This window comes from Ensifer sp. YR511 (assembly GCF_900103045.1).
Taxonomy (GTDB): Bacteria; Pseudomonadota; Alphaproteobacteria; order Rhizobiales; family Rhizobiaceae; genus Ensifer; species Ensifer adhaerens.
In genome coordinates this window covers 57,286-69,439 of record NZ_FNGR01000016.1, presented here as the reverse complement: position 1 = coordinate 69,439, position 12,154 = coordinate 57,286, and the positions used below count along the sequence as shown (strand labels likewise).

The window sequence follows — 12,154 nt, the reverse complement described above, 5'->3', positions numbered from 1 at the left end:
CCGGGAAGGCGCTTTTTTTCGTTTGTGCTGGCTCGAGACTTATCACATCTCGATATCAATTCATTCAACCTATGTGGATTGTTATATTAGACCGCTGATTGCATCCATTACCAGAACAGGAAGGCGCAGCCTCTGAAGGAATGGCGAAAAGGCAATCTCATGGCTCAGGATACGCATGCTCACCTCTATATCGGCGGCAAATGGAGGGCGACCTCTGAGGCGCTCGCCGTCATCAACCCCGCCAATGAGGATGTCATCGGCAAGGTGGCGGTCGCCCGCGAGACGGATCTCGCCGATGCAACGGACGCTGCCTGGCAGGGCTTTCAGGTCTGGAGCCGGACATCGCCGGCTGCCCGCGCGGCGATCATCCTGAAGGCGGCCCAGCTTATGCGCGAGCGCTCAGAGGAGATCGCGCGTTCGATCACGCTCGAAAACGGCAAGCCGCTTTCCGAGGCGCGGTCCGAGGTCATTCGCGGTTGCGAATTCTTCGAATGGGACGCCGGCGAATGCGTGCGTCTCTACGGCCGGGTTATCCCGAGCGCGCCGGGCATCCGCTACATCGTGCTGCAGGAACCGATCGGCCCGGTCGCGGCGTTTTCGCCCTGGAACTTCCCGATGAGCCAGCCCGCCCGCAAGATCGGCGGCGCACTTGCGGCCGGCTGCTCCATCATTATGAAGGCGTCCGAGGAGACGCCAACCGGCGTCGTGCACATAGCGCGGGCGTTCCACGATGCAGGCCTTCCTGCCGGTGTGCTCAACCTCGTCTTCGGCCACCCCGCCGAAATCTCAGGCTATCTCATCCCTCAGGACCGGATCCGCATGGTCGCCTTCACCGGCTCGACCGTCGTCGGAAAGCACCTGACGACGCTCGCTTCGCAAGTGATGAAACCTGCACTGATGGAACTTGGCGGCCACGCGCCCGTCATCGTCTGCGAGGATGCCGATCCGGTTGCGGCCGGCATTGCCTGCGCCACCCGCAAGTATCGCAATTCCGGCCAGGTCTGCACGTCGCCGACGCGCTTCTTCGTGCACGAAACGCTCTACAGGCGCTTCACCGACGCCTTCGTGGAGAAGGCGCGTTCGATCAAGGTCGGTGACGGCCTCGACGCAGGGACGCAGATGGGCCCGGTGGCCAACGATCGCCGCATCGCTGCCCTCCAGGAGCTTGTCGACGATGCGCGCGCAAAGGGCGCCCGCATCCTGTGCGGCGGCGGACGTCTGGATGGCAAGGGCTACTTCTTCGCGCCGACCGCGATTGCCGATCTGCCGGATGATGCCCGCGCGCTCAGCGAAGAGCCCTTCGGCCCGCTCGCGCTGATCAATCCGGTTGCCTCGATCGACGAAGCGCTTACGAAAGCGAATGCGCTTCCGTTTGGTCTTGCCGCCTACGGCTTCACCAACTCGGCCGCCAACATCGACCGCCTGATGCAGGGCATCGAGGCCGGCAATCTTTCGATCAACACGCTCGAGGCCTCCGTCGCCGAAACGCCGTTCGGTGGCGTCAAGGAAAGCGGCCTTGGCCGCGAGGGTGGCGCGGAGGGCCTGCATCACTACACCGTCGTCAAGAACGTCTCGCTGCGCACCGCCTGACGGCATCGCGCGCAGCAATGAATGGATGATCAGGCCGAAACCGCTGTCTGGGTGGTTTCGGCCTTCTTGCGTTCCATCAGCCGACAACCGGGACCATGTCGCGCAGCACCTTGCGCAGCAGTGTGCGCACCGCGAGCGTCGCGGGGGAGGGCGTGCGTTCGCGCGCCGTGATGACAGAGACATCGCGGGCAATCGACGGCTCGACCAACGGGCGGGCTGAGATCTTCCGACCGTTGAGGCCGGTAAAGGCATAGGTCGGGAGGATGGCAACCCCCGCCTCCCGCTCGACGAGCGAAAGGGCCGTGTTGATCTGGTGCACTTCGAGAGAAGGGCGCAGTGGCACGCCGGCGCTTTCGAAGCCGACCTCGGTCAGAAGACGGATATTGCTTTCGCGCGTCAGCGTGATGATCGGCTGGTCGGAAAGCGCGGACCAGGCCACTTCGGCCTTCGTGCAGATGGCGTGGCCCTCGGGCGCAAAAACCATCAGCTGGTCGCGCAGCACGCGTTGGATCTCAAGGCCGTCCTCGTCGCTGGCAAAGGTGCCGACGCCGAGGTCGCAGAGGCCACTGCGCACCCGGGGCGCGATCATGTCCGTCACGACGTCCTCGATCCTGAGTTTGAGGTTCGGATGGCTTTGAGCGGCTTCCTGCAGCAGGCGCGGCAGCACGGTTGCGCCAAGGAAGGGCGGGGCGGCGATGCGCACCAGGCCCGTTCTCAGTTGCCCGAGATCGTGCACCGCATCGACGGCGCGCTCGATTTCCGCAAGGCCGGGCAGCGCGGCCGCCGCAAAGACCCGACCGGCCTCGGTCAGTTCGACGCGTCGGGTCGTGCGGTCGAAGAGCCGCGCGCCGAGCAGCGCCTCGAGGTCGCGGATCGCATGCGAGATGCCGGCCTGGCTGGTGCGCAAGCGTTCGGCGGCGCGGGAGAAGTTGCCGAGTTCGACCACGGCCTGAAAACACTTGATCTGACGGAGATTGAGCATCGCGGGATCCATACTGATTTCGGCATGAATATATACAGACTATGTGTCTTAATGAATAAAAAAATCCTGCGCTAAATGCGCCGAGAGAGACCGGAGCGGTTGCTTCACGCGCCACCGGACGGACATGCGACAGGGAGCGTCATGAAATACCAGCGTAAAGATGCAAAGGCCCATTCCCGTGCCACGATGCGCGGCATCTGGGCGGCGGCGAACACGCCGTTCACAGTCGATGGCGCCATCGACGAAGAGGGCTACCGCCGCAATGTCGAGCATTGGATTTCCGATCTCGGTATCGACGGCCTCTTCATTGCCGGCAAGCAGGGTGAGTTCTTCTCCATGTCGGTCGACGAGCGCAAGCGGATGTTCGATCTATCGGTGGAAGCGGCCGGAGGGCGGGCGCAGACGATCATGTCCTGCTCCGACCAGAACATGGATGTGGTGATCGATCTTGCCCGTCATGCGCAGGCCTGCGGCGCCGACTACATCGTCGTGCATGCGCCGATCCTGCATTTCTTCAAGCAGCAGGACGAAACGCTGCTGCGCTACTATGAGGCCATCGCCTCAAAGGTGGATATCGGCATGGCGCTGTGGTCGCATCCCGACAGCGGCTATCTGATGAGCCCGGAACTGTGCAACCGGCTTGCCGACATCGAGACGGTGGTAGCGATCAAGTATTCGGTGCCGCGCGCCATGTACAAGGCGCTGACGGCGCTCGCCGGCGACCGCATCCTCGTCTCGACCGCTTCGGAAGAGGAATGGCTGGATAACGTCTTGGAACTCGGTTGGCAGCTTTATCTCTGCTCGTCGCCACCCTACACGCTCCAGACCAAGGCCGACCGGCGCATGGCCGAGTACACAGCACTCGCCTTTGCCGGAAAGGCCGAGGAGAGCCGCGCCGTCAGCGCGAGCCTGCAAGGGGTGCGTGACGCCTTCCGCAAGTCCAAGCCCGCGGAAAAGCCCCATGCGCACCAGAAGTACTGGCAGGAACTGCTTGGCCAAGTGGGGGGAGCCGTCCGCCAGCCACTGCTGGAGCTGACGGATGCGGAAAAGAGACTGACCAGAGCCGCCTTCGAGGAATGCGGCCTGAAACTGCGCTGAACGGGACAGGGAGGAATATCGATGACGAAGCTCAAGGCGTTCAATCTGCAAAAGTGGATCGACGAGCACAAGCACCTGCTGAAGCCGCCGGTCGGCAACCAACAGATCTGGAAAGACGCCGACCTCATGGTGACGATAGTCGGTGGCCCCAACAAGCGCACCGACTATCACGACGATCCCGTCGAGGAGTTCTTCTACCAGCTAAAGGGCGACATGGTGCTGAAGCTCTATGACGGCAAGGAATTCTACGACGTGCCGATCCGCGAGGGCGACATCTTCCTGCTGCCGCCGCATGTGCGCCACTCGCCGCAGCGGCCGATGGAGGGATCGATCGGCCTTGTGATCGAGCCCACGCGGCCTGAAGGCCTGCTCGACGCTGTCGAATGGTACTGCTTCGAATGCACGGAACTTGTGCACCGCGCGGAGGTAGACCTCGAATCCATCGTCGACGATCTGCCGCCGATCTATCAGGCCTTCTACGCGGACGAAAAGCTGCGCACGTGCCCGAAATGCGGAACCGTGCACCCCGGCAAGACCCCGCCCGAGGGCTGGGTGACGCTCTGAACCCGGCAGCAGACCAGCAAAGGATCGTCATGTCGAAAGTCGAAGCCATCTGCCTCGTGGGCTGGGGCGCCATCGGACAGCGGGTGGCAGCACTTCTTAAGGCGCGGGGCGCGAACGCCCGGATTGTCGGGATCGCCGTGCGCGATCCCAGGGAAATCGAAGCGACCATGCCGGACGGGGCGGTTCATGTTGCCGGTCCAGAAGCGCTGACGGCGACCGGCGCGACGTTGGTCGTCGAGGCGGCGAGCCGCGAAAGCGTCCAGCCCTTCGCCCGGGCGGCATTGGCGGCGGGCATGGATTTCGCGGTGTCCTCGACCTCGGCCCTGGTGGATGCCACCGTGCTCGACGAACTCGTGGAACTTGCGCGGCGGAACGGTTGCAAGCTTATCATACCGCCGGGCGCGCTCGGCGGCATCGATGCGCTCTCGGCGGCCTCACGGTTGGGTCTGGACAGCGTGGAGCACACCATCACCAAGCCCGCGAGGGCCTGGTTTGGGACGCCCGCCGAAGAGTGCTGTCGCCTAGGCGAACTTCAGGAAGCGGAAGCTTTCTTTGCAGGATCGGCCGCTGAGGCGGCGACGGCCTTTCCGCAAAATGCCAATGTGGCGGCGACCATCTCCCTTGCCGGCATCGGTATGGAACATACGCGTGTGCAGCTCGTCGCCGATCCCAAAGCAGTGGAAAACACGCACAGCATTATCGCCCGCGGCGCCTTCGGCACACTCGAAATCCGCCTTCAGAACCGCCCGCTCGCAACCAATCCGAAATCCTCGGAGATGACGGCACTGAACCTCGTTCGCCTGATCGAGAACAGGACAAGCGCGCTTGTCCTTTAGTCGGTAGCTGCCGCTCGACTGCTCGGCCATTGCCGTTCCGGGCAGATCTTTGTGCTGCCGGCAACCGCATGCGCCGCTTTATCCGTTGGCTCTATCGAAACCACCTTTGGCATCGTCGGTGAAAGGCATCACGCGTGCGGTGGTGCTTGAACGCCCAGACGTTGCGGGGGCAGTCGCTCCGACGCGGGTTTTCACGCTCTTCCTAGCAAGCCGTCGGCCGATCCAGGAGAGGTAGGAGGTGGTTTTTCCTGCTGTCAACGGGGGATAAGCGGGACAGAATCGCATTGCGCGAAAGCTCCGCGATACAGTGATGCGCGCCAATGTGCCTGCTGCCGAACGAAGGCTGGATCAACTTCTTGCCCGCCAGGCTCGTCTCGAAGGAGAGCGAGATGGTCACCGCGAAGTTCGAACCCCGGCAAAACGTCTAGAACGCGGGTTGATGCCGCAGACGAAGTAACGATGGCCGGCGAGCGACGTAAGCCTGCGAGTGGCTCGATGCCTGTCTTTGTGAAGCTCGTTTCGGGAACAAGAGCGAAGCGCAGCCGTTCTACGGTCAGACCTGCCTCATCGAGCCCGCACTTGGAGCAACGGCCGAAGGGAAGAGATCTGACAGTGGCGTCAGCGCAATCGCGCCCCTACCCGAAGGGACGCAGCGCCGCTGCAGCACACTGCCACACCCACAGTGAAAATACGCCCGTTTCTCGCACGACCTTCGGGCAAGGTCCGCTTGCGAGACGAATGCGTTGCGATAGAGTTGCTCTGCGATTCGTCGCCTGGAGGAAAGATGCGTCAGCAGACAAAGCCGTTTATCGTTGAGATCAAGCAGTCCCGAAAGCTTAAACCCAACGGCGAAAAACTATCGATCTGGGGGAAACTGGATTTGAGCGTTGCCGAAGAGCACGTGGCATCCGAGAACTCAGTAGAGGCACCGGCCGCCATCGAAAGCGGCGACCGGCTCTAGCGCGCGATCGGCGCAAACCCTCAAAGAGCCATCTCAAACATCCGTCGTGTCCGGTTGCAGTTCATGAAGAGAGGCGGTCGCGCGCTCTTCTGGAGCGGCCGCATGGATGATTGCCCGCTTGTCGTCGTCCAGCGCCTTGCGCCAGAATTGAAGACAGGAAGTGTGAGCGGGCCGCGGTTCGCGTTCAGGCGCTATAGCAAGGTCGGCGCCTTTCGCCGAGCCGATAACAGGCGCGTTTTTGCGGCGCTTAATGGTATCGAAAGCTTCTGGCTGTATCGAAGCCCTATGCTTGGGGGTGGGTTTCGAAGTCGTGCTTTGGCAGTATTTCTGCTTTTGTTGATGCTGACGCACCTGGGCGTTGGATCGACCCACGCTGGTGATTCCAGCAACATTCGCAATTCCTGCTGGGCATCCGGCCGCATCTCAGAGAACGTGATCACCATAGCTTTGGCAGCCGAGCGGTGGTCCTGTGATGACCGGAAATTCTCGATTGATTCCGAACGAGTGCTGCTTCGCTTCGATCTCAGGCCGGGCGATAGCCCTCCTCGATACTTTCTCTCCAGGCGGAGCGCACTTGAGGCGGTGCATCTCCTTGCAATCGACCAGGACGGCGCGGTGCGGCAAGCCTCCGTTTCTGCAGCAGCGTTGCCCAGCTCAATGGCCGGTGGGTATTTCAAGGCTCCCCTGCCTGTAGTGACAGATGCGACGCGGCAAGTCGTCGTCGCAATCGATTTGCCCAGCCATCGGATGACACTGGAGCGAGCATATCTTGCACCAGTGGATGTCGCAGTCGATAGCATCGACGATATGCAACTCCTGACGTTCGTCGCAGGCCTAGCTGGCATGCTCGCCATGCTTCTGATCTTCAATGCGGCGTTCTATCGGATCCTGCGCGAACCTTTTGTTCTCTGGCACTCGGCTTTGACGCTGTCGTTGCTGATGACCATTATGACCTCATCAAGTTTGTCAGTCGTATTTTTCGACCCGCCGGCCATGACTTTGAGCTGGATGACCACCTTGCTCTTCGGGATGACGGTCGCATCAGGAGCGATGTTTACGTACAGCTTCATCGAACCTGGACTGATGCATCCTGGACTACGGCGTCTGCTACCCTATTGTGCGGCATCGGCATTGTTCCTGAGTGCGTTTCACGCGGCATTCCCGTTCGTTGCGCGGCCAATACAATCGACCGCGTACACGGGTGCGTTTGCACCGATCCTCATCATTTTCATACTGTCGATGGTCGACGCATTGCGCCGCGGGAGCCGCGCGGCAAAATTTCAGGCAGTCGGATACACGCCAATGATCGCGGTCGGCTTGATCCGTCTGGTGACGGGCGTCGTACCCTGGTTCGACAGCATCGACGCCACGCTCGCGTTTTATGCTGGCTGTCTATTCGAAGCCCTCTTCACCACGCTCGGCGTAGCTGATCGCTTCGTGACCATGAAGCGGGAGCGAGATCGCGCACGCATCGAAGCCGATCTGCTTGAACGGCTTTCCGAAACGGACCCATTGACGGGATTGCTCAATCGTCGAGCTATTGAGGGACAGTTCGCGCAGCTTCGAGCTGATGGCTTTGCAACACTGGCGGTCATTGACCTTGATCATTTCAAGTCAATCAATGACGTAAACGGACATGCCGTTGGAGATGCCGTGCTCAAAGCTGTAGCCAATGCTTTCCAGACAGGGCCGGACGTGCGGGCATACCGTCTTGGCGGTGAAGAATTTGTACTTCTCTTGCGCGGCAATGATGCCGCCACCCTGGCCGAACGCCGGCGACAGGCAATTCCGGTAATTGTCGCCAGTACCGTTCCGGGTCTCGAGCGACCTGTAACCGCCAGCATGGGAGTGGCGGATACCTTCGGCGATGAAGGTTTTGAGAAACTCTATGAACGGGCCGACAAGCTCCTCTACGAAGCAAAGAGCGCGGGCCGAAATCGAACTCGGAGCACCATCAAGGCAGAGACGGATCTGGAAATCATTGTGAAAGAACAGGCCTTCGCCAACTAGAGCACTCACAGTGCTGAATGAACGGGGGCGGAGGTTGGTTGCGGGCTTGGCCATGTCTCTTTCTTTCGGGCCGAAGTGGTTCCGGCCCAGTGCCGAACCGGCGGAAGACGGCCGCTTCAATGTTCGGGCTCGGCCGGACAGGCGGAGACGATCTGCAGGCATACGAGGCAGTGCCCTGCGAAAGGCAAGCGGGTCCGCTCCGCGCGGCGACGGATGCCGGCCGCCACGCGGCGCAAATGCGGCCTTATAGCGGACGACCGACGTTTTAGATCGCAGCAAAACCGAAGGACGAGCCGTGACATTTGCGTCAGCACCGCAGAGAAGGTAGGGGTGCACCCCTATTGCAGCGATCGCGGCCGCGACCACTGCAAGATCCGAAAAACCATGCAAGGCAGACCATGAGCGACCAGAACGACGACTACGTGTACGACGATGTAACGGGTGAGTGGCGGCCAGCCTCCGAACTTGCTGCCGAGAAAGCAAGAGCCGCCGAGGTTCGCGATGCGTCAGGGACCGTCCTTGCAGATGGCGACTCAGTCGTTTTGATCAAGGATCTCAAGGTAAAGGGTGCCGGGCAAACGCTGAAGCAGGGAACGGTGATCAAGTCGATCCGGCTAACTGATAATCCTCAAGAAATCGATTGCCGCCATGAGGCGATCAAAGGTCTTGTTCTACGCACTGAGTTTGTTCGCAAACGCTAGACGTTCGAAGCGTAACAGGTGATCGGTAGTCCTGAAGCGGCGCCGACGTCTTCGGAAGCGCTCAGCTTGAGGGCCGAGGAGTTGTCGCCGCTTAGCCCAGCGGTTTGGTCGGCGTTCTCGGCCGTTGTAGTGCCGACCCGCACTTCCAACGCATAGCGACAACGGAGCGCGACTAAGCGGATTGCGGCCCATGAGCTCGCAGTCGCGCTGGATGGCAGCCTGGTCCCAGGCTGCGGCCATCCGCTAGCTGCTTCTCTTGCCGCGCAACGGGAGGGCCGCCCTTTCGCCTACGGGAATACGAGGGCTGCACCATCCCGGCTCGACCCTTCCGGCTCGACCCATGGCGAGTGCGTCTAGCTATGGACCGCGGCGACCAGGCGGCGGCAGGCCTCCACGAGGTTCGGTTGCTGAAGCAGGGCGCCGCCGATCAGATACATGACGTCGTTGCCGTAGGCCTCACGCATCTCGGGAACGCGCTCGAAGGTCATGCCGCCACCGGGTGCAGCGACGATCGCCTTCGGCCCCCTCATGTCGGCCGCGCAGGCCCGAGCAATCGACAGGCATTCCTCTCGCGTGAAACCGAAGCGGCCTCCGAAGTTCGGGTAGATCACCGCATCCGCGCCCATCAGGCGATGCAGCGTGCCGAAGAACGAACGGTGCGAGAAGCCGCAATCGGCAGAAACCACATTTGCGCCGGAGAAGGCCGGGTGCGAAACGATCGGCAAGCTGAAGTCGGGATCGGCCGCAAGTGTGCGCACGACATCATAGCCGGTCAATGCCGGGGCCAGCATCACGGCGCCCGCACCGGCGGCCTGCGCTTCCTTCGCCCGGTCAAGCACGGCCGAAGCCGGCCCGGTGACATTCGGCACGAAGCTTGTCCTGCCGCCGGTTTTGGCATTGGCCTCGCCGACGGCCTCGATGCAGGCCTTCAGGCGTTCATTAAAAGGCGACGTCACCTGATCGACGAGACCATGGTCGTCCTTGACGAAGTGCATGCCGCCAAGCGCGAAATCATGGGCGCGGCTCGCAAGTTCGGATGTCGAAAGCCCGACGGGCTTGATCGCCGACATCAAAAGAGGGCTTTCGCCCACGCCGGCGCGGGCGCGAAGCCCGGCAATGCCGTGGCGGGGTCCTGTGCAAAGCCCAAGGATACCCGGCGAAAGACCGATATCCTCGACCTTCAGGCCGGGCTTGATGGAGCTGTTGCCGAAGATGACGTTCAAGAGCTGCAGAAAGTCGCCGCCGACATCGTCGTCGGAATAGGAGATCGAGGCGAGAAAACCCGGCCGGCCGACCGGATCCGGCTTCAGGTCTTCCAGCTTGCCGAGGATTTCATCCTCGACGTAGCCCTTGGGAACGGCGCTGCGCGGAATTTCGACGGTCTGCTCCAGAGCGATATCGAGTGCGCGCGCCTTAGCCTCGTCGGCGTCAGCGGCCTGCACGTAGTAGGTGACGGTGAAACGCGGAGCCACTAGAGCGCCTCCGCCTTCTGAGCCGAATGCACGTGGTCGATGCGGACCTCCGTCAATTCGTCCTCGCCGATCTCCAGCGGCTTGCCGACCAACTCGCTGATGGCGCCAACGAGCGCGCCGGCGTCCAGGCCATACTTTTTCATGAGGTAGGGCTTGGACGCACCATGGGCGAAGGTGTCATTGAGGCCCAGCCGCTTCAGGCGGATGCCAAGACCTTCTTCGGCCAGAATTTCCGCCACGAGCGAGCCGAGGCCACCAACGATGGTGTGGTTTTCCAGCGTGACGATCCCCTTCTTGCCCCGCGCGGCCTTCAAAAGGCCTTCGCGATCGAAGGGTTTCAAGGTCGAGGCGTGCAGATGGGTGATGCCGATGCCGCGTGCCTGAAGCGGTTGGGTGGCGCGCAGTGCTTCCTCGGTGCAGACGCCTGAGGAAACGACGAGAATGTCGTCGCCCTCGGACAGAACCCGCAGCTTGTTGAACGCGAAAGGCGTGGAGAAGAGACGCGGGACCTCGCCGCGAAGCACGCGCACATAGACGGGGCCATCGATGCTGTCGGCCACTTCGAGTACGGTCTCCACCTCGGTCGCGTCACCGGTCTCGAGGATCGTCATGTTCGGTACAGCGCGCAGAACGGCAATGTCCTCGATCGCCTGGTGGGTGATGCCGCCGGGCGTGGTGATACCGGGCAGGAAGCCCATCAGTCGCACCTTGCGATTGGAATAGGCGATGGAGTTGATCAGCTGATCATAGGGGCGGCGATAGAGGAAAACCGAGAAGGTGTGAATGAACGGCCGGTAGCCTTCCATCGCCAGCCCGCCGGCAAAGGACAACATATTCTGCTCGGCCATGCCGAGCGAGAGGAACTGCTGCGGATGCCGGTCGCGGAAGCCGTCGACCTCACAGGAAGAGGTCAGGTCGGCGGAAAGGCAGAGGACTTCGGGTCGCGCGGTCGCGAAGGTTTCGAATGCCTTGGCGTAGGGACGATTGACGATCTCGACCATGTTCAGGCCCCTTTCATTGCGTCGGCGTCGACGCCGAGTTCGGCCGCAAGTGCCGCCTGCATTTCAAGCCGCTCTTCCTGGCTCTTGAAGCGAACGTAATGAAGCCGCGGGAAACGTTTCTTAAGGAAGTCCATGCCCTGGTAGGGCGAGGTGTTGGCGAGGATGACCAGCGGCTTGCCGGGCTCGGCGCTTCCGGCCGCGGCCCTGAGCGCTTCCAGGTCGTGGCCGTCGACCGACCGGCAGGTGACGCCGAAGGCGCTTACCCGGGCGGCGAGATTGCCAAGGTCGAGCACCGACGACATGGCGCCGTCGCATTGCTGGCGGTTCACGTCGACGACGACGCGGATGTTGTCGATGCCGTGGTAGCTCATCGCGGAAAGGCATTCCCAGGTCTGGCCTTCCTGGAACTCGCCGTCCGACATGTAGACCCAGACCTTGCCCGGCTCCTTCTTCTGCAGCCGCGCCCAGGCGACGCCCGAGGCCATGGAGAGACCCTGCGCCAGCGAGCCCGTGGTCACTTCCATGCCGGGGCTGTGCTCGGCGCCGATCATCTCGACCGAACCGCCGTCCTTGTTGAAGTGATCGAGCGCGTGCTCGTCCATGCGCCCCATCTCGATCAGCGCCGAATAGATGACGAGCGCATAGTGGGCGGGCGAGATGAAGAAACGGTCGAACGCCGGCCCAACCGGTCCGTGATAGCCGGCGCCGGTAAAGGCGTCCGGATTGTGCGCCGAAGGAACACCGCGAAACGGCAGCGGCACCTTCGGCAACGTCGGCTCGCCGAGCGTCAGAAGCTCGTTATAGAGCAGCGCAAGGCTTTCGGCAGCCGAGCAGGCCTGGCTGAGGTAACCGCCATTGTTCTTCATCGTGTGGAAGAACACCCGTCGGCGGATGCCGAGCGCGATCTCTTCCGTTGAAACCCGGTTCGTGAGTGTCATC

Annotated in this window: 11 protein-coding genes; 7 read left to right on the top strand and 4 right to left on the bottom strand. The window is 62.0% G+C overall.

The window, feature by feature from the left end; all coding sequences use genetic code 11:
• Positions 1-159: 159 nt before the first annotated feature.
• A complete protein-coding gene (locus tag BLU15_RS24120) occupies positions 160-1,590 on the top strand; it encodes an NAD-dependent succinate-semialdehyde dehydrogenase (RefSeq protein ID WP_090298616.1) in 1,431 nt (476 codons plus the stop codon).
• Positions 1,591-1,666: 76 nt separating this feature from the next.
• On the opposite strand, the gene BLU15_RS24115 is transcribed toward BLU15_RS24120, so the two are convergent.
• Positions 1,667-2,572 (bottom strand): LysR family transcriptional regulator, encoded by a 906-nt coding sequence (locus tag BLU15_RS24115; protein WP_090298744.1) that lies wholly within the window; start codon positions 2,570-2,572, stop codon positions 1,667-1,669.
• Positions 2,573-2,713: 141 nt separating this feature from the next.
• On the opposite strand from BLU15_RS24115, the gene BLU15_RS24110 reads away from it, so the two are divergent.
• From BLU15_RS24110 to BLU15_RS24090, 6 genes are all read left to right on the top strand, one after another.
• Complete coding sequence (locus BLU15_RS24110) at positions 2,714-3,670, top strand: dihydrodipicolinate synthase family protein (protein ID WP_090298614.1); 957 nt, start codon at positions 2,714-2,716, stop codon at positions 3,668-3,670.
• 21 nt (positions 3,671-3,691) lie between these two features.
• Positions 3,692-4,234 (top strand): 3-hydroxyanthranilate 3,4-dioxygenase, encoded by a 543-nt coding sequence (locus BLU15_RS24105; RefSeq protein ID WP_060530138.1) that lies wholly within the window; start codon positions 3,692-3,694, stop codon positions 4,232-4,234.
• A gap of 29 nt (positions 4,235-4,263) precedes the next feature.
• The gene (locus BLU15_RS24100) at positions 4,264-5,070 is read left to right on the top strand and encodes an aspartate dehydrogenase (RefSeq protein ID WP_090298612.1); all 807 of its coding nucleotides are present in this window, start codon (positions 4,264-4,266) and stop codon (positions 5,068-5,070) included.
• Positions 5,071-5,854: 784 nt separating this feature from the next.
• Positions 5,855-6,031 carry a hypothetical protein gene (locus BLU15_RS39580; RefSeq protein ID WP_176960333.1) on the top strand — a complete coding sequence of 59 codons (177 nt, stop codon included), beginning with the start codon at positions 5,855-5,857 and terminating at the stop codon, positions 6,029-6,031.
• Between the two features lie 102 nt (positions 6,032-6,133).
• Complete coding sequence (locus BLU15_RS24095; protein WP_371590010.1) at positions 6,134-8,041, top strand: sensor domain-containing diguanylate cyclase; 1,908 nt, start codon at positions 6,134-6,136, stop codon at positions 8,039-8,041.
• 398 nt (positions 8,042-8,439) lie between these two features.
• Positions 8,440-8,742, top strand: coding sequence for an alkylphosphonate utilization protein (locus BLU15_RS24090; protein ID WP_090298610.1), 303 nt, complete (start codon positions 8,440-8,442; stop codon positions 8,740-8,742).
• A 353-nt stretch (positions 8,743-9,095) separates the two neighbouring features.
• Here the strand turns inward: BLU15_RS24090 and BLU15_RS24085 are convergent, their stop codons facing one another.
• From BLU15_RS24085 to BLU15_RS24075, 3 genes are read right to left on the bottom strand one after another with little or no spacing between them, the layout of a single operon-like run.
• Entirely contained in the window at positions 9,096-10,214 is a 1,119-nt protein-coding gene (locus tag BLU15_RS24085; protein ID WP_090298608.1) for a RuBisCO large subunit C-terminal-like domain-containing protein, read from the bottom strand.
• Positions 10,214-11,215: a transketolase family protein gene (locus tag BLU15_RS24080; RefSeq protein WP_090298606.1), complete on the bottom strand. Its 1,002-nt coding sequence runs from the start codon at positions 11,213-11,215 to the stop codon at positions 10,214-10,216. The genes BLU15_RS24085 and BLU15_RS24080 overlap by 1 nt, the downstream gene beginning before the upstream one ends.
• Positions 11,216-11,217: 2 nt before the next feature.
• Positions 11,218-12,153, bottom strand: a complete 936-nt coding sequence (locus BLU15_RS24075; RefSeq protein WP_090298604.1) for a transketolase — start codon at positions 12,151-12,153, stop codon at positions 11,218-11,220.
• Between the last annotated feature and the right edge of the window lies 1 nt (position 12,154).